General features: G+C 66.8%; 22 protein-coding genes. 13 read left to right on the top strand and 9 right to left on the bottom strand.

The window, feature by feature from the left end; all coding sequences use genetic code 11:
- The first annotated feature begins 8 nt into the window (after positions 1-8).
- Both ACWFRF_RS05605 and ACWFRF_RS05610 read left to right on the top strand, forming a co-directional pair.
- Entirely contained in the window at positions 9-1244 is a 1236-nt protein-coding gene (locus tag ACWFRF_RS05605; protein WP_452449043.1) for an aminotransferase class I/II-fold pyridoxal phosphate-dependent enzyme, read from the top strand.
- A 2-nt stretch (positions 1245-1246) separates the two neighbouring features.
- Positions 1247-2578: a cytochrome P450 gene (locus ACWFRF_RS05610; protein ID WP_452449044.1), complete on the top strand. Its 1332-nt coding sequence runs from the start codon at positions 1247-1249 to the stop codon at positions 2576-2578.
- On the opposite strand, the gene ACWFRF_RS05615 is transcribed toward ACWFRF_RS05610, so the two are convergent.
- From ACWFRF_RS05615 to ACWFRF_RS05640, 6 genes are read right to left on the bottom strand one after another with little or no spacing between them, the layout of a single operon-like run.
- Positions 2550-3434 (bottom strand): acyl-ACP desaturase, encoded by an 885-nt coding sequence (locus ACWFRF_RS05615; RefSeq protein ID WP_452449045.1) that lies wholly within the window; start codon positions 3432-3434, stop codon positions 2550-2552. The two genes, ACWFRF_RS05610 and ACWFRF_RS05615, sit on opposite strands and share 29 nt — an antisense overlap.
- Before the next feature lie 15 nt (positions 3435-3449).
- A complete protein-coding gene (locus ACWFRF_RS05620) occupies positions 3450-4283 on the bottom strand; it encodes an SAM-dependent methyltransferase (RefSeq protein ID WP_449965133.1) in 834 nt (277 codons plus the stop codon).
- Complete coding sequence (locus ACWFRF_RS05625; RefSeq protein ID WP_449965136.1) at positions 4280-4543, bottom strand: acyl carrier protein; 264 nt, start codon at positions 4541-4543, stop codon at positions 4280-4282. The genes ACWFRF_RS05620 and ACWFRF_RS05625 overlap by 4 nt, the downstream gene beginning before the upstream one ends.
- The gene (locus ACWFRF_RS05630; protein ID WP_452449046.1) at positions 4540-5082 is read right to left on the bottom strand and encodes a PaaI family thioesterase; all 543 of its coding nucleotides are present in this window, start codon (positions 5080-5082) and stop codon (positions 4540-4542) included. Before ACWFRF_RS05630 ends, ACWFRF_RS05625 begins: the two co-directional genes overlap by 4 nt.
- A 5-nt stretch (positions 5083-5087) precedes the next feature.
- Positions 5088-5873 (bottom strand): ferritin-like domain-containing protein, encoded by a 786-nt coding sequence (locus ACWFRF_RS05635; protein ID WP_378987549.1) that lies wholly within the window; start codon positions 5871-5873, stop codon positions 5088-5090.
- Positions 5768-7540: an AMP-binding protein gene (locus ACWFRF_RS05640; RefSeq protein ID WP_452449047.1), complete on the bottom strand. Its 1773-nt coding sequence runs from the start codon at positions 7538-7540 to the stop codon at positions 5768-5770. Before ACWFRF_RS05640 ends, ACWFRF_RS05635 begins: the two co-directional genes overlap by 106 nt.
- A gap of 368 nt (positions 7541-7908) precedes the next feature.
- On the opposite strand from ACWFRF_RS05640, the gene ACWFRF_RS05645 reads away from it, so the two are divergent.
- The 4 genes from ACWFRF_RS05645 (at position 7909) to ACWFRF_RS05660 (ending at position 11186) form a co-directional block, all read left to right on the top strand.
- Positions 7909-8094, top strand: a complete 186-nt coding sequence (locus ACWFRF_RS05645) for a hypothetical protein (protein ID WP_452449048.1) — start codon at positions 7909-7911, stop codon at positions 8092-8094.
- 7 nt (positions 8095-8101) lie between these two features.
- Positions 8102-9220: a PucR family transcriptional regulator gene (locus ACWFRF_RS05650; protein WP_452449050.1), complete on the top strand. Its 1119-nt coding sequence runs from the start codon at positions 8102-8104 to the stop codon at positions 9218-9220.
- Positions 9221-9494: 274 nt separating this feature from the next.
- Positions 9495-9959: a pyridoxamine 5'-phosphate oxidase family protein gene (locus ACWFRF_RS05655; protein ID WP_387443581.1), complete on the top strand. Its 465-nt coding sequence runs from the start codon at positions 9495-9497 to the stop codon at positions 9957-9959.
- 189 nt (positions 9960-10148) lie between these two features.
- Positions 10149-11186 carry a crotonase/enoyl-CoA hydratase family protein gene (locus tag ACWFRF_RS05660; protein ID WP_452449051.1) on the top strand — a complete coding sequence of 346 codons (1038 nt, stop codon included), beginning with the start codon at positions 10149-10151 and terminating at the stop codon, positions 11184-11186.
- An 82-nt stretch (positions 11187-11268) separates the two neighbouring features.
- On the opposite strand, the gene ACWFRF_RS05665 is transcribed toward ACWFRF_RS05660, so the two are convergent.
- The gene (locus tag ACWFRF_RS05665) at positions 11269-11877 is read right to left on the bottom strand and encodes a TetR/AcrR family transcriptional regulator (RefSeq protein WP_452449052.1); all 609 of its coding nucleotides are present in this window, start codon (positions 11875-11877) and stop codon (positions 11269-11271) included.
- A gap of 92 nt (positions 11878-11969) precedes the next feature.
- Between ACWFRF_RS05665 and ACWFRF_RS05670 the strand changes: the two genes are divergently transcribed.
- The 3 genes from ACWFRF_RS05670 to ACWFRF_RS05680 all read left to right on the top strand — a co-directional run bounded on the left by ACWFRF_RS05670 (position 11970) and on the right by ACWFRF_RS05680 (position 16054).
- A complete protein-coding gene (locus ACWFRF_RS05670; RefSeq protein WP_378987570.1) occupies positions 11970-12431 on the top strand; it encodes an NUDIX hydrolase in 462 nt (153 codons plus the stop codon).
- 190 nt (positions 12432-12621) lie between these two features.
- On the top strand, positions 12622-13983 hold the full coding sequence (locus ACWFRF_RS05675; RefSeq protein WP_452449053.1) for an FAD-dependent oxidoreductase: 1362 nt from the start codon (positions 12622-12624) through the stop codon (positions 13981-13983).
- 40 nt (positions 13984-14023) lie between these two features.
- Complete coding sequence (locus tag ACWFRF_RS05680; protein ID WP_387443572.1) at positions 14024-16054, top strand: ATP-binding protein; 2031 nt, start codon at positions 14024-14026, stop codon at positions 16052-16054.
- On the opposite strand, the gene ACWFRF_RS05685 is transcribed toward ACWFRF_RS05680, so the two are convergent.
- On the bottom strand, positions 16055-17362 hold the full coding sequence (locus ACWFRF_RS05685; RefSeq protein ID WP_452449054.1) for a DUF1254 domain-containing protein: 1308 nt from the start codon (positions 17360-17362) through the stop codon (positions 16055-16057). It lies immediately after the preceding gene.
- A 278-nt stretch (positions 17363-17640) separates the two neighbouring features.
- Here ACWFRF_RS05685 and ACWFRF_RS05690 point away from each other — a divergent pair, with 278 nt between their 5' ends.
- The gene (locus ACWFRF_RS05690) at positions 17641-18387 is read left to right on the top strand and encodes an MspA family porin (RefSeq protein WP_378987582.1); all 747 of its coding nucleotides are present in this window, start codon (positions 17641-17643) and stop codon (positions 18385-18387) included.
- A 167-nt stretch (positions 18388-18554) separates the two neighbouring features.
- On the top strand, positions 18555-19016 hold the full coding sequence (locus ACWFRF_RS05695) for a cupin domain-containing protein (RefSeq protein ID WP_378987585.1): 462 nt from the start codon (positions 18555-18557) through the stop codon (positions 19014-19016).
- 76 nt (positions 19017-19092) lie between these two features.
- Here the strand turns inward: ACWFRF_RS05695 and ACWFRF_RS05700 are convergent, their stop codons facing one another.
- Positions 19093-20043: a TIGR03560 family F420-dependent LLM class oxidoreductase gene (locus ACWFRF_RS05700; RefSeq protein ID WP_452449055.1), complete on the bottom strand. Its 951-nt coding sequence runs from the start codon at positions 20041-20043 to the stop codon at positions 19093-19095.
- A gap of 197 nt (positions 20044-20240) precedes the next feature.
- On the opposite strand from ACWFRF_RS05700, the gene ACWFRF_RS05705 reads away from it, so the two are divergent.
- Both ACWFRF_RS05705 and ACWFRF_RS05710 read left to right on the top strand, forming a co-directional pair.
- Positions 20241-20618: a DoxX family protein gene (locus ACWFRF_RS05705; RefSeq protein ID WP_452449056.1), complete on the top strand. Its 378-nt coding sequence runs from the start codon at positions 20241-20243 to the stop codon at positions 20616-20618.
- Positions 20619-20702: 84 nt separating this feature from the next.
- On the top strand, positions 20703-21782 hold the full coding sequence (locus tag ACWFRF_RS05710) for an alkaline phosphatase family protein (RefSeq protein ID WP_452449057.1): 1080 nt from the start codon (positions 20703-20705) through the stop codon (positions 21780-21782).
- The last annotated feature ends 1 nt before the right edge of the window (position 21783 follow it).

Consider the following 21783-nt stretch of genomic DNA (forward strand, 5'->3'; position numbering starts at 1 on the left):
GAACGACCATGGCGACGCAGTCCTCGGTCTCGGTATTGGATCGCTGGGGCTTTTCCACCTGGCTCGAAAGCGCTCGCGGGAGCGGCGAATTCATCACGCTGCCCGAGCTCGACGGCAGCAACGACGCCGTCGTGAGCATCGACGGCAACAAGCTGGTCAACTTCTCCGGCATCGGTATCCTGGGCTGGCAGCACGATCCGCAGGTGCGCGAGGTCTTCGCCGAGACAGCGACGGACTACGGCCTTGTCGTCGGTGGCTCGCGGATCATCCAAGGCGTCTCCCGGCCGCACCTCGAGCTGGAGACGCTCGTCGCCGAGATCACCGGCAAGGAGCGCGCGCTCACCTTCGCCACCGGAATGCTGGCCAATCTCGGTTTCGTGAACGCGATGAGTTCCCGGTTCTCGTTCAACAACAACCACGGCGTCGACAACACCGACACCGTGCTCGTGCTGGACCGGGAATGCCACTGGAGCATGTGGAAGGCCGCCGAACGATTCAAGTTCGGCCGCAACCTGATCATGTTCGACCACAACGACACCGCCAGTCTTCGACGCGAGCTGGAGCAGCTGGCGGGACGCAAGATCATCGTCGGATTCGAGGCCGTGTACTCCGCCGACGGGTCGCTCGCCCCGGTCGGCGAGATCCTCGATCTGTGCGAGGAATTCGGCGCGATCAGCTTCGTCGACGACGCCAACGGGTTCATGGTCTACGGCAACGGCGGTCACCGGTTCGCCGCCGAGTACGCGGCGCTGCGCCGGGCAACCTTCCTGATGGTGTCCTTCGGCAAGGGCGTCGGGCTCAGCGGCGGCGCGCTCGCCGGACCGGCCGACGCCTTGGATGCGTTCCGGTTCCTCTCCGGCACAACAGTTTTCACCACCAACATTCAGCCGCCGACCGTCGGCGCCATCGTGCACGTGCTGCGCCGGATGCGACGTGACCCGTCGATCATGGAGAACTATCTCGACCGGGTCGACCGGTTGCGGGAGCGGCTGCTCCAGATCGGTTGCACGATCAACCCGACACCCACATACGTGACCTCGATCCTGGTGGGCGCGAACGACACCGCCGTGCGTGTGCGACAAGAGTTCATCGATCGCGGCTACCTGGTCCCGATGTTCGGCTACCCGGCGGTGCCGAAGGACCGCGCGGTGATCCGCCTACTGATGAACAACCGAATCTCCGACGAGCAGCTCGACGGGTTCATCGACACCCTCGCCGAACTCCGAGAGAAGTACAGGTTCTGATCATGACCGCCACACCGGCGATCTCACTGCCGCCGGGTTCTCGACTACCCCGCTCGGCCCAGGGACTTCTCTACCTCAGCGGTCGCCGCCGGATGATGCGGCGCTCACGCCGCCGGTTCGGCCCGGTGTTCACGCTGGATCTGCCGGTGATCGGACCGTCGATCTTCGTCGGCGACCCGGCGCTGGCCCGTCAGGTGTTCACAGCCGGCCCCTCGGTCGCGGGGAAGGCCGAACCAAACCTCGGTGCGTTGCTCGGCCCCGGGTCGGTATTCAGTCTCGACGACGATCCCCACCGCCGACGTCGCCGGCTGCTGTCCCCGCTCTTTCACGGCAAACGGATGCGCGAGTACGAGGCGCTCATCGAACGGGAGTATGCGGCCGAGGCGGCGACGTGGTCGGAGAACACCGAATTCCCGATCCTGCCCGCGACCGTACGCATCACGCTCAACATCATTCTGCGCGCGGTGTTCGGCGCGGAGGGCGAGGAGCTCGCCGCATTGCGCCGGCTGATGCCGGCCCTCGGCGACGTCGGCTCGCGGGTGGCGACCGGCCGTGGGATCGGGTTCGGTCGTGGTCGCTCCGCACGGACTCGACTCGATGAGCACCGCGCCGAATACGACGCGCTGATCGCAAAGCTGATCAGCCGCGCACTCGCTGATCCGTGTCTGCCCGACCGCGAGGACATCCTCGCGCTGCTGCTGCGCAACCACTACGAAGACGCAGAACCCATGTCGCACAGTGACATCGCCGACGAGTTGGCGACCTTGCTCACCGCCGGCAACGAGACCTCCGCCAACACCCTGGCCTGGACGCTGGAACGCCTGCGCCGGCACCCGGCCGCGCTGGCCCGGCTGGTAACCGACCTGGACGCCGGAAGAGACGAGGTGCTCCAGCGGACGATCTGGGAGGTGCAGCGCGTTCGACCGGTGATCGGCACGGTTTCCCGGCAGGTGAAGGCGCCGAGCTTGGAGTTGGGCGAGTGGGTGATCCCGCGCGGCCATCGGGTCATCGTCTCGATGGCCCTCATCCACGGCGACGAAGCGGTCTATCCCGACCCTGAGGTCTTCGATCCCGACCGATTTCGTGGAAGCCGACCCGACCTCATGTCATGGCTTCCCTACGGTGGCGGGAATCGCCGCTGTGTCGGTTCCGACTTCGCCGATACCGAGATGAAGGTCGTCCTCCGTAGCCTGCTCCGGGATTTCGAGCTCTTGCCGACAACCGCGGCCGGGGAGCGGATGCGCGATCGCGGCATCGCCTACATGCCGGGGAAAGGCGGCCGGGTGGCCTTGCGCCGGCGACAGTTCAGTCGAGCGAGCGGCACTGCTCGATGAATCCGACCAGTTCGTCGAGCCGGTCCGAGCGCACGTCGACCGCGCGGTCGACCACCTTCACCAGGTGCGCGTAAGCGGCGGTGTGGTCGTAGTCGGCGACGTCGGCGATGCGCAGGGCCCAGCGCCAGTAGCCACGCATGGTGTCGGCCAACGGCATCCGGAATCCCTCGATGACCTCACGGATCGGTTCGACCACCGCGTCGCCGTGCACCCGCAGGTACCGGCTCACGACGTCGGCCATGAAGGTGAAATGCCTGGCCTCGTCACGGGAAAGGCGAGTCAGCACGGCGCCGAGGACCGGATCGGCGACCACATCGCGTAGCTGCTGGTAGTAGATCTGGGTCGCCTTCTCCTGCACCAGCGCGTAGGCGAAGAACTGCACCGGATGCCGGTAGGGCAGGTCGAACGGCTTGCGACCCTCGACCGCGAGATCGGTACGCAGCCCCGCGCGGTCGGCCATCCCGGCGGCCTCCTGATAGCGCGCGAGCGCCCGCGCGTGGGTGTCCTCCTCTGCCGCCCAGCGCACGGTGAAGTGATACAGCTCGCGATTGTGGACGAAGGTCGCGGCGTCGACCGAGTCGTCCACGGGGAAGTACCGGTGATAGACGTCGAAGTAGCCGGGCAGGTGATCCTCGATATAGGTGATGAACTGCACGGCCGATCGCTGGCCCTCGGTGAGTCGGCCCGCGTCGGCGCGGGCCCAGTCGAAGCCGGTTTCCACGTCCCAGGCGCGCGCGGCCGGGGAGGCGGCGAAGAATCCGTCGACGGCGGCGGCGATATCGCCGGCCGGGATCATCTCGGCTCCGACGCGCGGGCGTTCGGTCGAAAGGTGCTTGGGCATACGCTTCTCGGACATGGGGGCTCCTCGCGGTCAGCGGGCATTGCGGCAGGTCAGGGCGTAGTGCTTGGTGGTGTAACCCCAGCCGGCGTTGGCGATTTCCAGATACCGCCGCAGCTGGGCCGCCAGTCCTGGCCTGTGCGTGTCGATCCGCTCGGCGGCCGCGTCCACGTTGGCGATCCAGTCGTCGATGGTGCGGCGGTAGTCGTCGGTGAGATCGTCGATCGAGTCGATGGCGAATCCGGCGTTCTCGGCACCGGCCACCAGCTCGGACAGCGGGCGCAGCTCGCCGAATCCGAAGATGTCGGAGCGGATGAACCGGGTGCCGGTTCGATCGTCGAACGCGGTTCGCGCCCGGGCGCTGCGAAAGCAGCTCTCCGACACGTAGAGCATGCCGCCGCGTCGCAGCGTGCGCCGGGCGCGGGTGAACGCGGCGTCCAGGTCGGGCATGTGCACGATCGACCCGAGCATCGTCACCGCGTCGAATGTGCGAGCGGGCAGTTCCAGCTGCTCGAAGTGCGCGACGTGGGTCCGCACACGGTCGGTCAGGCCGCGGGCAGCGGCCTGACCGGCGATGTATTCGTGCTGGCGCGGCGCGGGGCTGACGCCGACCGTCTGACAGGCGAATTCCTCGGCCATGAACAGGACCAGCGACCCCCAACCGCAGCCGGCGTCGAGCACCCGCTCACCGCCCGAGAGCCGAAGCCGCCCCGCGACGAAACGCAACTTGTGCCGCTGTGCCTGTTCGAGGGTGTCGGTATCGGTCAAGTACCGGCCGGAGCTGTATTTGCGTAGCGGGTCGAGGAATTCGCCGAAGACCTCGGGATCGAGATCGTAATGCTGGTTGGTGTCGGCGACCTCGGTCACGCGGGCACCTCCGCCAACGCCGTGTGCACCACGGCCGCCACGTCGGCGAGAGTGGACATGCCGAACACGTCCTGGTCGTCGAGCTCGATGTCGTAGACGCGCTCGATGCGGGCCACCATGCGCAGCACGCGGACCGAGTCGACGCCTGCCACACCGCGCAGGTCGATGTCGGACCCCAATTCGGCGGCGGGCACGCCGATCTCGGCGGTGGCTATCTCGGTGACAGTGCGCAGGATGTCGGCGACGGCAGGGGTGCTCATGGATGAACTCCGTTCTGGGTTGACATGGCGTGCTCGAGCCGAGCGACGTCGGCGTCGTCAAGGGTGAGCAGGTGGCGGACCTCGCCCAGGGCGAACGGCCGGTAGGTGGCCGAGGCGGACGCGCAGAGCTCGTCGTCCACGTCGTGAATCTCCGCGCTCGCCGTGATGACGGCGGAGTCCGTGCGGGAGATGGTCGCGGTGCAGTGGTAGTCGTGGTCGATCCGCAGCGGCGTCAGGTAGCGGGTGCGCATCGAGACGGTGAAGGCCGGCATCCCACGCTCGAACATGATCACGTTGGCCATCACCTCGTCGCAGATCACGCCGACCAGGCCACCGTGCAGGACACCGGGATACGACTCGAAGGACCGAGTCGGCCGGAATCCGGCTCGCAGACCGCCGGGGTGGGCGGTGAAGCGCAGCCCGAGACCCGCCGGGTTGTGCGGCGAGCAGCCGAAGCAGTGGTAGTCCGGCACCGCCTCCCAGGGCAGCCGGACCGCGAGGTCGGGGGTGTCCGCGCGGGCAGGCTCAGGGGTGCGCATCCGGCTCAGGCGATCGCGTCGGCCAGGGCGCGCCGCACCCGGGCGTTGGTGGACAGGTCGAGTCCGGTGATGCCGGCGAACGTGCGCCGAACCTTGTCGTGCAGTACCTCGAGCTCGCCTTCAGCGGCGATCTGTTCCAAGAACAGCTCGAAGCCGGTGTCGATGGTCTCGTGCTCGCCGAGTTCGGTGAGGCCGGATTTGAAAGTACTCACCGGATGCTTGATCTTGGCCTCGGAACTGTAGACGTACAGCGTTTCCAGCACCGACGGCAACTCCTCGGGGCGCTGGGTGAGACGCTGGGTGGTGTAGTGGATGAATTCCCGAGCGTGGCCTGCCTCGTCGCGGCTCGCGTTCAACAGCAGCCCCTTGAGTACCGGCTCCCCCACCCACTGCGACACCGCGCGGTAGACGTGGTTGACGGTGAGCTCGGAGATGATGTTGGTGGCCAGAGTCGCCGACGGCGTCGTGCCCGGCGCGTACGGCTGACGCATCGCCCCGACCGCCGTGTCGTCGACGCTCTCGCCGACCGCGGCCAGCCACGCCCGGAAGGCGTAGTGGTGCTGCACCTCCTGGTATCCCCACACCACGGCGAAGGTGGAGAAGTCGTAGTCGTCGAATTCGTTGAGGAATCCGTGCACGGCGGCGATGACATTGGATTCGCCCATCGTCGCGCTCTTGGCGAGAGTCACGTACTCGGGCCGGACCAGTGCGGGGTCGATGGTGTCGAGGTCGAGGTCGGCCAGCCGCCAGTGCTGGCGCTCGTAGTGGCGGAAGACGTCGTAGCTGTGCATGGTTGCTCCGAATCTGTTTCGGTGGCGATCAGTTCCCTGGCGGCCAGCCGCCGCAGTTTGCCGCTGCTGGTTCGGGGGATGCTGCGCGGCGCGACCAGATACACCCGCACAGCGGCCAGGCCGAGCCGGGCGGTGATCCGTCCGGCTATGGCGGCGGTGAGCTCGTCGCCGGCGCTGTCTGCGAGTTCGGTTTCGGCGATGACCGCAATGGTGTCGCCGCCGTCGGGGTCGGCTGCGGCGGTGCAGCGGCCCTTGTAGACGCCGTCGAGATCGCGCACGACAGCCTCGACGTCGTGCGCGTAGTAGTTGACTCCGCGCACGGTGATCATGTCCTTGCTGCGGCCGGTCACATACAGCTCGCCGTCGCGCTGGTAGCCCAGATCGCCGGTCCGCAACCAGCCCTCGCTGAACAGCTCGGCGGCGGCCTCGGGATCGGCGGTGAGATAACCGCCGGTCACCGACTCGCCGCGAATGAGGATCTCGCCGACCTCACCGTCGGGCACGGTCATGCGCGAGTCGGGATCGACCACGCGCAGCCGCAGGCCGGCGACCGCCGTGCCGACGCCCGCGATCGCACGGGCCCCCTCGGCTTCGGGGGAAACCCGCTGTGCTCTAGCGGAATCCGACAGCGTCACGCGGTCGACCCAGTCGAAGACGGGCTCGCGGCCGAGCGGCGGGAAGGTGACCGCGAGGGTGGCCTCGGCCATCCCGTAGACCGCGAACATGGCCGCTGGGTCGAATCCGGCCGGCCGGAAACGCGCGCAGAACTCGCGCACCACGTTGTGGGCAATGGGTTCCGCCCCGTTGAAGGCGATCCGCCAGTGTCGCAGGTCGTAATCGGCCGCGCGGTCCGGCGGCACGGCGGCCAGCAGGGCCTCGTAGCCGAAGTTCGGCATCGCGGAGATGGTCGACCCGCTGGCGGCGAACTCGCGCAACCAACGCTCGGGGTCCTTGACGAACGCCGTCGGCGACCACAGATGCGACGGGATTCCGCGCAGGATCGCCGATAGCGTGCCGATCAAGCCCATATCGTGGAACAGCGGCAGCCAGAACCCGCCCTGGTCAGCCGGACCCAGGTCGATCCCGGTGCGGATGGCAGCAAGCCCGGCCAGCACCTGCCGGTGGGTGAGACGCACGCCTTTCGGTGCGGCGGTGCTTCCCGAGGTGAACTGCACGACCGCGACATCGTCCGGATCGACCCGGGGCAGCCCCGTCGCCACCGGTTCGGCGAACAGGGTTGCGGTATCGAGGAATTCGATGTCCATGGCCGCCCGCAATGGTTCGACGATGGCGGCGAACTGCGGCGACACCAAGATGGTCCGCATGCCGGCGGCGTCGGCAATTCCCGCCAAACGCGCTGGGTAGGAAGCTAATTGGCGGGCCCCGGCGGGCAGCGGCAATGGGGTGGCCGCACCGCCCGCGGTCGTGGTCGCGAACAGGCCGATGAGGAACTCCGGCGCGTTCGGGCACAGCAGGCCGACCGGCTCGCCGCGCGCGACGCCGCGCGCGACCAGCGCCGTAGCGGCTGCAACAGACCGTTCCCGGAGTTCGGCATAGGTGAGCGTCGACTGCGACAATGACCAGAACGTGGTGCGGACCTGCGGGTGCGCGGTCGCGACCTCGGCCAGCCGCTGGTGCAGCGTCAGGCCCGGAACGGACGATGTCATTGCTGTATGACAAAGGCTCCGGGTAGCCGAACCCTGAACGATCAGTTAAATACAGGGCTGCGATAACGCAGTCCGCTCCGACAATAACGATAACGCGAATTTCCCTAATAACTCGGCTGAAAAGGGAATTCGGGTTCCGGGCCCGGAGCAGTCGACAGGACGACGGCTGATCAGGGTTTGGCGCCGAGGACAAGGTCACCTCTGTCGACTCTGGACCTCAGTGCAGTGACGGCACATACCGATGGGTACAGACTTTGCTTGCCGCCGCTGCGCAGCGACCTACATCACATGATTGCTCGATTGTGGTCCCAGTCACCGGTATCCGTGGCGCGCGGTCGATCAGATAGGACTTGTAGGAAATGCTTGCAATGAAGCAGCACATGCGCCGGTCCGCCGTGGCCGCAGCGCTCATCATGGGGGTTGCCGTCGGGCACGGACTCGGAGCGACATCTGCCGGCGCGGAGCCCGGCGTGACCTCGGACTCGCAGTCGCTCGCCGACGCGATCACCGATGGACTGAAGCCACAACCTGACCTGGAGGGCGAAACACTGTGAGCCCCCGATGACCAGCCACACCGAACTCGGGTCGCCCGCGCAACTCTCGCCGGCGACCGACCGGATCGCGCACAAGATCCTCGAAACCATCCCGCGTCGCAGCCGACGAGGAAACGTTCTGCGCGAGGAGATCAGCGCCATCGTTGCCGACTGTCTGGTACTGGTGTCCGACACAGCCCGGACACACCGCGGCCTCGGGACGCCGCGTCTTCGTCCGGTTGTTGCGCGGTGGGCGAGCATCGGCGTCCCGATCGACACTGTGCAGCACCATGTTCACGCAGGGTTCCGGCTACACATGGACGATCTCGAAGCCCGCTGCGCGCCCTTCGACGAAGTGCGCCGACTGATGGATGCGTTGAGCTCGGTGACCGCCACGATATCGACGATCTATCTGGAGGTCGCACCGCCCAGCGGCGATCGCGGTGGGTATGTGGCGCGCACTCTGCTCAGGGGCCGGCATACGACGAGAGCTACCCGTGAGCACGGGGCGCCACCCGATAAGCGGTACACCGTGCTCGCGGTGGCCGCGGATCGGTCCGCGCGCGACGCGGTATCACCGCGCGACTTCCGGGCGATGCTGTCGACAAGCTTCGGGCAGCCGGTGCCGGGTTTGGAGTCCCGGTTCGGCGCGACGATTCTGGTGCCGGAATCATTTCCCACCGCGAAGATCCGCGGCACGGTCGGACTGACCGCACTCACCGTGGTGGGGATCGTTGCCGACCGAGATCGGATTCCCTCGGCCGCCGAGGAGGCGCACGAACTCTTGGATGTGGCGACACGACTCCATCGCCCGCCGGGCATGTACGAGATCGGAGACCTCGCTGTCGAGTACCAACTGACTCGGCCAGGGCCTGGGCGGGATCGTCTCGCATCGTTTCTCGATCCGGTTGCCGAGTTTCCGGACCTGATCAGCACGCTGCGCGCACATCTCGGCAACGGTCTCAATCGCCGACTCACCTCACGTGAAACCCATATCCATATGAACACCGTCGACTACAGGCTCCGGCGTATCTACGACCTCGTGGGGCTCAGTGCCCATGATCCAAAGCTCATTTGGTTGCTTCAGTCCGCACTGATCGTGCGCGACTACCAGTCGGCGGACCAGTCCGACACGGTCGTCCGGTAATCGGCTTCGCGATCTGCCTGACAGACCCAGGGCAGCGCTTCCCAACCTCGGCCCCGGCTGCGGACGGGCGGCGACCCGCACACACCGTGTCGGCGCTGCTGTTATGGGCGCGGTTCGCAAGCAGCGAGGTCACTGCTGCCAGAAAGGATCAGGACAAATGACGGTTCCGCAGGGACACAGCGTTTAGATTTGGAGGAATACGACGAAGGTGCCCGAACACAGACGGAAAGGTGCTTGGGAGGACAGGCCGATATCCACGACAGGAAGGGAAAAGATGGGAAGCGACGACCCGAGTGTCAAGGAGCTTGCTGTCAACGAAAGCTGGGCGCTACTCCGTACCGAGGAAATAGGCCGCCTCGCCGTGTGGGTGGATGACCATCCGGATATCTTCCCCCTCAACTACGCGGTCGATCACGGAACCATTGTGTTCCGATCCGCGCGAGGTACGAAGGTGTCCGCCGCGTTGTCCGATGCGCGCGTCGCCTTGGAAGTCGACGGTTACCTCCCTGAGTCTCACGAAGCCTGGAGCGTCGTGATCAAGGGGCGAGCCGAAGGGATCCGTGAGATCGGTGACCTGATGGACACCGTGGATCTGCCCCTCTCTCCGTGGCAGCCCGGGGAGAAGAACTTCTTCATCCGACTCGTACCCACCCTGGTGACCGGTCGCCGGTTTCCTGTTGCCGACCCCGGAGCTTGGCAGACACCCCTGTCCGGCGTGCGACGATCTCCTCCGGAGTGAGGAAACTCTTGCTGCGGCAACACTCTCATCGTCATGCGGACATGAACTGCGGCCGGTCGCCGACGACCCGGCGAAATTTCACAGTCACGCTTGACTGTGAACCATCGAATGGGTCAGGCTGGTCCGACCACGCGCCGACCACCTCCCCGTGAGCTGCCGTCCGCCGAATCGCATCCGAAGGGACCGTCGATGTCCGAGAACCGACCTCACGCAGGCCATCGTCCCGCCGGCTGGTACGACAATTGGACCGAAGGTCCGGACTCCCCGTGGCGAGACCGACCCGCGCCCGACTACGACCACGAGTACTCGACTCTCACCTACGAGCGCGACGGACGCATCGCCCGCATCACTTTCAACCGCCCGGAAAAGGGCAATTCGATCACCCCCGACACCCCACGTGACCTCACCCACGCCGTCGAGCGCGCCGATCTGGACCCGCGCGTGCACGTGATCCTGGTCAGTGGCCGCGGGAAGGGCTTCTGCGGCGGCTACGACCTGGACATGTTCGCGGAGAAGAGCTTCCGAACCGCCGAAGGCCCGGACGATGTCAACGGCACTGTGCTCGACCCGGTGGTGAATGCGCTCAACCACAATCCGTGGGGTACCTGGGACCCGATGATCGACTACGCGATGATGAGCCGCTGTAACAAGGGCTTCGCCAGCCTGTTGCACGCCGACAAGCCCACCGTCGCGAAACTGCACGGCTTCGCCATCGCGGGCGGCACCGATATCGCCCTGTTCAGCGACCAGATCATCTGCGCCGACGACACCAAGATCGGCTACCCGCCCACCCGCACCTGGGGTATTCCCGCAGCCGGTATGTGGGCCCACCGTATCGGCGACGCCCGCGCCAAGCGGCTGCTCTTCACCGGTGACAGCATCAGCGGCAAACAAGCCGAAGAATGGGGTCTGGCGGTGGAATCGTGCCCGGCGGAGGAACTCGACGAACGCACCGAGGAACTGGTCGGCCGGATCGCCCGCATGCCGGTCAATCAGCTGATGATGGCCAAGCTCGCTCTCAACTCGGCACTGCTGTCACAAGGCGTGGCCAACTCCGGCATGGTCAGCACCGTCTTCGACGGCATCTCCCGTCACACCCGGGAAGGCTACGAATTCCAATTGCGCGCCGCCACAGTCGGTTTCCGGGAAGCAGTGCGCGAACGCGACGAACCCTTCGGCGACTACAAACGAGCCCGGTTCGACCGCAGCCACACCGAGCAGGAATGAATCATGCAACTGCATGGACGAACCGCGGTTGTCACCGGCGGAGACAGCGGAATCGGCGCGGTGCCCGGGTGGATGTCGAGCCCTATCCGTCGGCGTCGCTGACGTGACCCACCAGGATGCGAATTGTGTCAGCCCACTGCTCGAGCACGGCGCGGTTCGCCTGATCTGAGAGCTGTAGTGCACGCGTGCCGGCGAGCCCCCGCAGGATGGCGACGGTCAGGTCACGGACGGCCGGATAACGCGGATGCGCCACGATCCCCGCCCCGAACAGCCCATCGATCACCCGGTGCAGATCGCGGCCCGCCTTGCGCTCGGCCACCCGCAGTGCGGCGGCAAGATCGGGATCGGTGCCCGCCGCAGCCCACAGCTCGAACTCGGCACGCGCGGGCGGTTGCGTCATCGCCGAGTACAACGCGGTCAGCGCGCGCTCGACCGGGTCCACCGTGTCGCCCAATTTCACCGCCGCCGCCTGCGTCGCCGCTTCGTTGAGCACGACCAGATTCGCCACCAGCGCCTCGGACAGATCGCGCGCTGTCGGGAAATGGTGCAGGAGCGCACCGCGACTCAGGCCCGCCCGCTGCTGCACGCCCACGGTGGTCAAGGCCGAATAGCCGCGTTCGACCAGCAGCGAAGTCGCGGCGTCCAGAATGCGCGCCCGCGTCGCGTCCTTCTGTTCAGCGCGTGTCGCCATCAGCGGCCCTTTCGTCTGCCCGACGACAATTTAACAGTCACGGGTAACCCGGCCCCACGAAGCTGACCGCTGGTCGCCGGTAGGCTCGCCCGGTGAGGAAAGAGCTTCGAGTCGCCGCCTACGCGATATGCGTTCGGGAGTCCCGCGGAGCGATCGAGATCCTGCTCGCCAGATGGGTGTCACCCGACGGTGACAGGCAGTGGACGCTTCCGGGCGGCGGAATGGAACACGGCGAGGATCCGATCGCGACGGCCGTCCGTGAGGTCACCGAGGAGACCGGGTACACCGTCGAACTCGTCGAACTCCTCGGCATCGACTCGATCAACCGCCGATACCCGCGCCCGCGTGGCGAATTCGCCGACTTCCACGGCTTACGAATCGTGTACGAAGGCCACATTCGGGCCGGCGAACTCCGCAACGAAACCAACGGATCGACCGACCTCGCCGCCTGGCATCCGCTCACCGACATCGAGCACCTCGACCGAGTCGACCTCGTCGACATCGGAATCGAGCTGTGGCGAACCAAACCGGCCACCGGTCGCGTGCGCGGTTGACCGTGATGGTCGCGTGGGACGCTCCGATCGTGGTGTCCTCGGTGGCCGATTCGGCGAGCCGGGTCCGCCATCGGACCGCCGTGGATACTTCGTGGCACTCGCCCGTCGAGGTGAGCAGGGAAGTGGACTGGTAATCGAGCAGTCGCGTGTCGCACGCTCGCACCATCGCTGAGACTCCAGGAGGTGCGCGATGGTTCGCAGAGGTGAACACGCAGTGGTACTCGGCGCGAGCATGGCAGGTCTGCTCGCCGCCCGAGTGCTGTCCGATTCCTATGACCGGGTCACCGTGGTGGAACGAGACCGTCTCGACGGTCAGTACGCCCCGCGTCGTGGGGTACCGCAAGGCAAGCACGTGCACGCGTTGCTGCCCAGCGGATCCCAGGCGCTCGAGCGGCTGTTTCCCGGCCTGCTCGACGAGCTCGTCCGCGCCGGTACGAAGGTGATCGAGGACTACACCGACTTCTATTTCTCGATCGGGGGCAACCGGCTCTCGGCCGCCGTCCAACCGGATGTCACGACCTATCTGCCGACCAGGCCGCATCTGGAAGGTCGTGTGCGGGACCGTGTTCGGGTGTTGCCGAACCTGCGGTTCGCCGACGGCAACGATGTGGTCGGCCTGGTCGCGGATGAGGCCGCGGTCACCGGTGTCAGGATCATCTCCCGCACGGCAGGCAGTGCCGAGGAAGTACTCGCCGCTGATCTCGTCGTCGACGCCATGGGCCGTGGCACGCGCACGCCGGCCTGGGTGGCCGAGCTCGGCTTCGACATGCCCGCCGAGGAACGGGTTTCCGTGCACATCGGGTACTCGAGCGTGGCGCTGCGGCTGCGCCCGGGGAGCGAACCGGAGACGCTGGTACTGATCGGCCCCGCCCCCGACCGGCCGATCGGGATGGCGTTGTTCGCGACCGAGGACGACACGTGGTTGCTTACCGCGACCGGGTATCGAGACCATCACCCCGGCACGAGTTTCGACGAACTGGTCGAGTTCGTGGCGCCGTTCGCGCCTCCGCACGTGCTCGACGCGTTGCGCGCCGCGGAGGCGCTGTCCCCGGTGACGACCTACCGGTACGACGCCAACCGCCGTCGCCGCTACGACCTGGTCAGCCGCTTCCCCCGGGGACTGATAGCGCTCGGTGACGCTCTGTGCGGCTTCAATCCCATCTACGCACAGGGCATGTCGGTGGCCGCGTTGCAGGCCATGGCCTTGCGCGAGTGCCTGCACACCGGCGGGGACGACGTGGAACGCCGGTACTTCCGTGCCTCTGCGATTCCGGTGAACGTCGCCTGGCGACTCGCTGTCGGCGCCGACCTGACGCAACCGCTGGTGGAGGGCACCCGCACCCTCCAGATCCGGCTGGTCAATGCCTACGTGCGTCGGCTGCTCGAAGTGGGCAGGCACGACCCCGTGGTCGCCGCGCGATTCCTGCGTGTCTCGGCATTGCTGGACCCTCCCGCGTGGCTGATGCGGCCGAGTACCCTCGCGCGGGTATCGGTCGGGATGCGCAGGCGCGGCGACTCGGTGGCGCCACCACCGCGGGTGCTCACCCGGTGACGATCGCCAGCGGGCACCGTCGATGAACGGAACTGAACAGATGACTGACGACGCGAGGACCGTCGCCGACCGGCTCCGATCGGCGCGCAGGCGGCGGTTCGTCGGGCGGGCGGGCGAAGTGGAACTGTTCCGCACCGCGCTCGACGCGGACGAACCACCGTTCACGGTGCTGTTCCTGCACGGGCCGGGCGGCATCGGCAAGTCCGCGCTGCTGGCCGAAATGCTCGAACTCGCCGAACTCGCGGGCGCGACGACGACGCGGGTCGACGGACGCACGGTCGAGCCGTCGCCCGAGTCGTTGCGCACCGCGCTGGGCCCCGCGATGTCCTCGGTGGTGTTCATCGACACGTTCGAACGTCTCGCGCCGCTGGAGGATTGGCTGCGCGAGACGTTTCTGCCGGTGTTGGCCACGACTGTTCTCGTGGTGATCGCCGGCCGTCATCCGCCTGCCCGCGCGTGGTCGGACGACCCCGGTTGGCGGGATCTGTTGCGCACGATCTCGTTGCGCAACCTCGCACCCGACGACGCCCGCGCCTATCTGCGGATCGCCGAGGTGCCCGAGGCGAAGCACGAACGGATGCTGGCGCTCACCCACGGCCACCCGCTGGCGCTGTCGCTACTGGTCGACGTGCTCGCCCAGACCGCGGGCGAGTTGCCCGCCGCACTGGTCGAGGCCCCCGACGCGGTGCGCGCCCTGCTCGCGCGGTTCGTCGATTCGGTGCCGAGCAAACGTCACCGGGCCGCACTGGAGGTGTGCGCGCACGTCCGGTTCACCACCGAGGCGCTGCTGCGGGCCGCGCTCGGCGAATCCGACTGCGCCGACGTGTTCGAGTGGCTGCGCGAGCTGGCGATCATCGAGCCGGGGCCGCTCGGGCTCGCGCCGCACGAGATCGCCCGCGACGTTCTCGACGCCGATTTGCGCTGGCGTGATCCGGAGTCCTATCTCGACGTTCATCGCCGCGTACGCGCGCACCTCATCGAGGTCCTCGACGCCACCGCGCAGCAGAATCGCTGGCCGGTGGCCGACCTCGTCTTCCTCCACCGCCACAACCCGTCGATCTCGGCGTACTGGGACTGGTCGACCTTCGGCCGGGCCTTCCCCGACCGATACCGCGCGGAGTATCGGGAGTCGATCCTGGCGATGACGAAGCGGCACCAGGGCCCCGAGCAAGCCGAGTTGGTGGACTTCTGGCTGGCTCGTCAGCCCGAGCAGTTCGTCGTGGTGCAAGGCTCGGGCAGCGCACCGATCGGCTACTTCTGTCGGCTGGCGCTGCACGACGCGACGGAGGCCGAGCTGGCAGCCGACCCCGGCACCCACGCCATGTGGGACTACGCGACCAGGTACGGCAGGCCACGGCCCGGCGAACCGGTGCACGCGGGACGGTTCCTCATCGACGCGGAGCTCAACCAGCGTCCGTCGCCGACCATCAATGTGGTGACGGCTTGCTCGACGCAGTTCTGGTTGTCGCGTCCGGATCTGACGTGGGACTTCATCGGCGCGTTCGAGGCCGCCGACGCCTGGGAACCCTTCATGACCCACATCGATTTCCATCGTGCCCACGATGCCGAATACGAGGTCGGTGGCCGGCGGTACGCGGTGTACGCCCACGACTGGCGCCGGGTGGGCATCCCCGAATGGCTCGACCTGACCAGTGATCGTGTCGTCGGCGGGGTCCCCGCGCGACCCGTGCCGCCCACGCCCGAACTCGTTCTGTCCCAGCCCGAATTCGCCGACGCCGTCCGCTCCGCGTTGCGCGGGATAGGACGGGGCGACGGCCTCGAACGCAATCCGCTGCTGCGCTCGAGAGTGGTCGCCGACCGACCGGGCCCCGCCACCGGTGCCGCGCTGCGCGATCTACTCACCACGATCGTCGAGTCGGTGCGCGAGGACTCGCGCGGTGAGAAGCTCTACCGCGTCCTCGACCGCACCTACCTGCGTCCGGCACCCACCCAGGAACGGGCCGCCGAACTACTCGGGCTGCCGTTCTCGACCTACCGACGCCACCTCACCCAGGGCATCGAGCGGGTGATCGCCAAGATGTGGCATATCGAGCTCTACGGAACCAGCTGATCAGGCCCTGCGGACCGGCGGAGGCGCCCATGTGCCGTTGAGAGCTTCCGTGCGAGGGGCATACAGCCGCATGGTGATACCGAGGGGCCCGCTCGGCGCGGGCAGCCAGTTCGATTCGCGCTCTGGTCCCGGATTGGTGTGGGAGATGTAGATGTCGAGCGAGCCGTCGGAATTCTGCACCAGTGCGTCTCGGTCGCCGATGGCGAAGCGGTCGAGCTCGTTCGGCGCCTGGAACCCCTCGTCATCGTACATGGTGACCGACCAGAACGCGGCCGCCGGCGGCAGCTCGCCCGCGTCGAAGTGGATCACGTAGTCGGTATCGCCGTCGAGCGCCCGGCCGTCGGCGTCGGCGGCCAGCAACGGGTAGATCGCGTCTTCGGGCGGGTTGGCGCCCAAGCCCGCCAACGTGACAGCCGAACGCCGGAAATAGTCGTTGCCGTACACCCCGATGTCGGCGAGCACGCTGATCCACCCGTTGACCGGTGGCGCCAGCTTTTTCGGTGCGGCCATCACCGCCGCTCGCGCGGCCTGCGCACCGGCTTCGATGTCGGCGAGCTCGTCGGTGGAGAATCGAGTGGCGTCGAAGTCCCGGCCGGGAACGATACCCAGCCGGGCGATGCGCGCGAGCTGGGAGAAGTCGGTGCTGTGTGGCGGGTCGACCTGCAACGCCGCAGCGGCACGGACGAAGAACTCCGTCGACGACATCGCGTTGACCTGGCGCAGCGGTTCGGTCTCGCTCGCCGAGCTCGGATCGGCCACGAACGGTCCCGGAGCGGCCAACTCGGTGATCTCGAGTCCGGCCTGGAACTTGTTGACCGCCACGTAGTCGGCGGGCCCGTTGGTCTGGGTGCGCCCGATCACCCACACATGATGAGTCGGCGCGTGGATCACGGGCAGGTCAGCCGGAAGATCACCGGTGTAGCCGGGGCCGACGACGACGAAGTCCAGTTCGCCGGTGCCGGTGGTGCGTTTGCCTGGATTGGCGAAAACATCCGTCCACGCGTCCAACATCGGGAGCATGTAATAGCGGTCGCCACTGTCGGGAACATGGATCTGCACGGGACCGCGGGTCAGATCGAGCCAGGCCGAGGAGTAGAGCGTGTCGAAATTCGGGCGAACCACCGCCCGAAAATGGACATCAGGAAACTCGTGGATGTGGTGGAACTGGTTCGGGGGCCCGAACCCCGGAGTCGAGTCCGCCGGGGAGTTGGTCTGCTGCTCGCGAGTGACGTCCATCGTGACGAGGGAGTACAGGTAGACATACGCTTCGTAGCTCAAGGTTTTCAGATCGCTGGACAATACGCTCACAACGCCTCCATCGCATATGGACTCGCCTGGCAAATTCCTATCCTGCACCTGCCGGTGCACCGTGGAAAAGATCCGACCCATATCGAAATCTTCTTGTGCCGCCGGATTCGGGCCGTTTCGTCCCCGTATTCGAGCGTGCGCACAGTGGCGAACCGGTGTACCGGCGGATGAACGGGCGAACAAGAAGCCGCATCGGTCGGGACACGCGCCCGCGTGACGACAGGGAAACGGCGGCCGATTCACTAGTGTCCGGGGTCATGTTGCGAATCATCCGGAGAGTGAGTTACGCCGTCTCAGCGCTGGCCATTCTGTCGCAGCCGACCGCGCATGCCGATACCGTCAATCTGCCACCGCACGAAAAGACTTTCGAGTCGAGTATGGGCAGTTTTACCGTCGGCACGCACGACGAAGTCATCAATCGAATCGCGCCGTTGAACAGCACCCCCACCAGCCGTGAAGCCTTGGTCTCCACGGTCGCCTACGGACGGCTCGACGGGCAGGCCGAGGGCGTGCTCAAGACCGGGTACTCCGTGGGCTGTCCGGCCAGGATCGGTGCCGTGCTCCCCGGCATCGATCCCACCACCGAATTCGGGCTGGAGGGGCCGCAGCAGAACTCCGCGACGGAACAGGTACAGCGGCAGGCGACGGAGCAAGCGCAGTCGCAGACTGTCGAGCAGTCGAGTTCCGGCGAATCGGTGCAGTCCCAGACCCAGGAGTCCGGGCAAGTACAAGAGTTCGAATCGGGACAGGTGCAGGAGTTCAGCGGCATCCTGCCCTCCATCGCGATAGACCCGGGTCTCTTCCTGGAATTGGACCTGCAACCCGGCGACATCACCAACGTCGACATCGGGGACGGCAAACCACTCATCCCGGGCAAGACCGTGCAGATCGTGACCCGCGACTTCCACATCAAAGTCGACAACTGCATCGGCCCGGCCACCATCCGCCAATACACCTACGTGCTGACCAAAACACCCGAAGTCGACGACAGCGGAGCGGTGTTCGGCGAGCCCACCACCCTGTAGTGAGCCCCGCGACCGCGCGTGGCGGTCCTCTTTCGATCCCGCCGAGTGAAAACGTCTACCGGGCAGCCGAATCATGATTGCGTAGCCTCAACCGCGCGCGCGACGGTCCCCCGGCCCGCTCGCATTCGGCGATACCGCTCGAACCGATCGATATGGAGGAGCGCACCATGACTGCCGAAGATTGGCGGCACAACGGTGTCCGGGTGATCAAGGCCGATCAGCTCGATTCGAACACCGCGCAGACACCCGGAATGGAGCGGGCGGCCGCGATCGATTTCGCCCGTGTCGGCGCGCAGAAGATCTGGGCCGGGACCGTCACGATCCATCCGGACGCCAAGACCGGCGCACACCATCACGGCGCACTCGAAAGTGTCATCTATGTGATCCGCGGCCGCGCCCGGATGCGATGGGGCGAGCGGCTGGAATTCGTCGCAGAGGCCGGGCCCGGCGACTTCATCTTCGTGCCACCGTATGTCCCGCACCAGGAAATCAACGCCAGCACCCACGAACCCTTGGAATGCGTGCTGGTGCGCAGCGACAGCGAAGCCGTCGTGGTCAATCTCGACATCGAGCCGATCGAGAAGCCCGACGCCGTCCATTGGATCGACCCCATCCACCACCATCTGTAGCCCTTGATTCCGGCGAAAGTGTGAAGGTCGGTGCGGTGATTCACCGTCGCCGACGTCAGCCGGCCACAGTCGCTGATCAGTGGTGCACCAGCGGACTCAGGGCCTTGCCTGCCAATTCGAGGATGCCCGGCTCGTGACCGTTGGCGACCATGTTCACGATGATGCCGTCGACCCCGTGATCCAGGATGCGGCGCTGGATCTGCTCCGCCACATCGTCGGGGGCTCCGGCGAACACGCTGTCCGCCGAGATCGCCACCACGACATCGCGCTGCATGAACTCCTGCGCCAGCTTGCGAGCCCGGTCGCCGTTCTCGTCGATGACGACGACAGCGCGGTAGCTGGTCTCCAGAGTCTGTGGGTCACGCCCGGCCTCCTCGCAGCGCTGCCGCAGGGTGGCCAATTTCTGGGGCAGGTCGCTGGTGTGGCAGAGGATGTTCAGGTGGTCGGCGTAGCGCGCGGCCAGGCCGAAGGTCTTCTTCTCACCGCCGCCACCGAGCAGGATCGGCAGGTCGTCGCGCACCTGCGGCTCGTTGATCGCGTTCTCGGCGCGGTACCACGTGCCCTGGAAAGTGGGCCGCTGCCCGCGCAGCATCGGCGAGATGATCTGCAGCGCCTCGTCCAGCCGCTGGAACCGCTCGGTGAAGCTGCCGTATTCGAAGCCGTAGCCGCGGTGCTCGAGCTCGAACCAGCCCGCGCCGATGCCGAGGGCCGCGCGGCCGCCGCTGATCACGTCCAGCGTCGTGACGATCTTGGCCAGCAGCGCCGGATTGCGGTAGGTGTTGCAGGTCATCAGGGTGGCCAGCTGGATTCGCTCGGTGACGGTGGCCAGCCCGGCCAGGGCCGTGTAGGCCTCCAGCATCCAATCGTCGGGCTGCCCATAGACCTGATAGAAGTGGTCCATGAAGAGCACGGCATCGAATCCGGCTGCCTCCGCCTCCTGCGCCTGCGCGATGACCTTCGGGAACAGTTCGCGCGCAGAGCCCGCGTAGCCGAAGTAGGGCATCTGATATCCGAGACGAATGCTCATGTTCGACGACCCTACGGTCGTTTTCCGCGTCGCCCCGCAGCGATAATCCATGGCAATCAACCGCGCGTCACACGGCAATGGCCGGAAGTTCACCGATTGCCGTCCCGCGCCGCAGTACGATGAGTGGGCGAACTGATACTCGATCAGGTCGAGGCCTGGGTCGGCGCCCCGCTGCCCTCGCACACCGGAGCCGCGGCATGAATGTCGTCGTTTGGATCGTTTCCGGCCTGCTGGCCGCAGTCTTTCTCCTGGCCGGTGCGATGAAACTCGCCAAATCCAAAGAACAGCTCGTCGCGGACCCGAAAATGGGCTGGGCCGAGCCCTTTCCGGAAGGCCTGATCAAGTTCATCGGCGCGGCCGAAGTCGCCGGCGCACTCGGCCTGATCCTGCCCGGCGTGTTCGGTATCGCCACTTGGCTGGTGCCCGCGGCCGCCATCGGTCTGGCGGTGATCATGGTCGGCGCGATCGTCACGCACGGGCGCCGCGGCGAATGGTCGAACGTCGTGATGACCGTGGTGCTGCTGGCATTGGCGGTGTTCGTCGCGGTGGAACGGATCGGCCCGCAAGCGTTCTGACGTCGGTCCCAGTGGGCGGGACTGTACCGGTCAATTGTCCAATTCGCTGGATGTCGTCGGCGCTCGGCAATTACGGTGCCGCGCATGTCTCGCACTCACCGCATACTCGCAGCCGCGGCCCTGGCCGCTGTCCCCTTCGCCACGGCAGCGCCGGCCCCCGCGGCTCCGGTCGTGAACAAGGTCGTGGTCATCGGCATCGACGGCACCCTGTGGAGTGAGGTGACGGCGGCCGATGCCCCCAACCTCGACCGCCTGGCCGCGCAGGGCACCCTGGCACGCACCTCCATCGCCCCGCACACCACCATGTCGTGCGTTTCGTGGGCCACGGCGCTTACCGGCGTATGGGATACCAAGCACGGAATACAGGACAATGGATCCACCTGCAACGCAGGACCTTTCGCGCAATATCCGACGGTGTTCACGCAGGTGGAGCGGGAGCGGCCGGCGCTGTCGACGGCCTCCATCGGGACCTGGGCCAAGATCGGCATGATCGCGCGTACCGGCAGCCCGCAGGCCGATCGGGTGACCGTCACGCAGATCGATCCCACCGGTGCGGGCGTCTGTGAGACCACCGCCGATTCCGCGGCCACCGCGCAGGTGGTCTCGGCCATCGCCGAGCAGGGGACCGACCTGCTGTTCACGCACCTCGATCAGGTGGACATCGTCGGACACACGCTGCGCGGAATCTGGCCGCAGGCCTATCGCGATGCCATCGGCCGCGTGGACAGCCTGGTCGGGCAGATCACCGCCGCGGTGGACGCGCGGGCGGCAGCGCATTCGAACGAGCGGTGGACGATCCTGGTCACCACCGACCACGGACACAAGCCGGATGGGGGGCACGGCGGTCAGAGCGCCTACGAGACAGCCAGTTTCGTGATCGCGCGGGGAGCGGGGTTCGCGGCGGGCACAGAGAACAACGGCTACACCCTCGCCGACATCACACCGACCGTGCTGGATCTGCTCGATGTCCTGGCGCCCGCGAACCTCGACGGCGAGTCGATGATGACGGGCGGTTCGGGCAACCCGGCGCTGCCCGCGCCGAACACGCCACCGGTCGACTCCGGGATCACCGGTTCGTCGTCCGGTTCGGCACAGGCGGCGATGGTGGCGAATCCGCTGTGCCTGCTGGGAAGTGGATCGGCGAGCGGTTCGTCCGAGCGCTAGT

The organism is Nocardia sp. NPDC055165 (assembly GCF_053606985.1).

Coding starts and splice junctions, on each gene's coding strand:
- ACWFRF_RS05660 (WP_452449051.1), top strand. CDS start 10,149: ATGTCCGAGAACCGACCTCACGCAGGCCATCGTCCCGCCGGCTGGTAC.
- ACWFRF_RS05655 (WP_387443581.1), top strand. CDS start 9,495: ATGGGAAGCGACGACCCGAGTGTCAAGGAGCTTGCTGTCAACGAAAGC.
- ACWFRF_RS05700 (WP_452449055.1), bottom strand. CDS start 20,043: ATGAGCATTCGTCTCGGATATCAGATGCCCTACTTCGGCTACGCGGGC.
- ACWFRF_RS05710 (WP_452449057.1), top strand. CDS start 20,703: ATGTCTCGCACTCACCGCATACTCGCAGCCGCGGCCCTGGCCGCTGTC.
- ACWFRF_RS05695 (WP_378987585.1), top strand. CDS start 18,555: ATGACTGCCGAAGATTGGCGGCACAACGGTGTCCGGGTGATCAAGGCC.
- ACWFRF_RS05625 (WP_449965136.1), bottom strand. CDS start 4,543: ATGAGCACCCCTGCCGTCGCCGACATCCTGCGCACTGTCACCGAGATA.
- ACWFRF_RS05665 (WP_452449052.1), bottom strand. CDS start 11,877: ATGGCGACACGCGCTGAACAGAAGGACGCGACGCGGGCGCGCATTCTG.
- ACWFRF_RS05635 (WP_378987549.1), bottom strand. CDS start 5,873: ATGCACAGCTACGACGTCTTCCGCCACTACGAGCGCCAGCACTGGCGG.
- ACWFRF_RS05615 (WP_452449045.1), bottom strand. CDS start 3,434: ATGTCCGAGAAGCGTATGCCCAAGCACCTTTCGACCGAACGCCCGCGC.
- ACWFRF_RS05680 (WP_387443572.1), top strand. CDS start 14,024: ATGACTGACGACGCGAGGACCGTCGCCGACCGGCTCCGATCGGCGCGC.
- ACWFRF_RS05640 (WP_452449047.1), bottom strand. CDS start 7,540: ATGACATCGTCCGTTCCGGGCCTGACGCTGCACCAGCGGCTGGCCGAG.
- ACWFRF_RS05610 (WP_452449044.1), top strand. CDS start 1,247: ATGACCGCCACACCGGCGATCTCACTGCCGCCGGGTTCTCGACTACCC.
- ACWFRF_RS05650 (WP_452449050.1), top strand. CDS start 8,102: ATGACCAGCCACACCGAACTCGGGTCGCCCGCGCAACTCTCGCCGGCG.
- ACWFRF_RS05645 (WP_452449048.1), top strand. CDS start 7,909: ATGAAGCAGCACATGCGCCGGTCCGCCGTGGCCGCAGCGCTCATCATG.
- ACWFRF_RS05675 (WP_452449053.1), top strand. CDS start 12,622: ATGGTTCGCAGAGGTGAACACGCAGTGGTACTCGGCGCGAGCATGGCA.
- ACWFRF_RS05605 (WP_452449043.1), top strand. CDS start 9: ATGGCGACGCAGTCCTCGGTCTCGGTATTGGATCGCTGGGGCTTTTCC.
- ACWFRF_RS05705 (WP_452449056.1), top strand. CDS start 20,241: ATGAATGTCGTCGTTTGGATCGTTTCCGGCCTGCTGGCCGCAGTCTTT.
- ACWFRF_RS05630 (WP_452449046.1), bottom strand. CDS start 5,082: ATGCGCACCCCTGAGCCTGCCCGCGCGGACACCCCCGACCTCGCGGTC.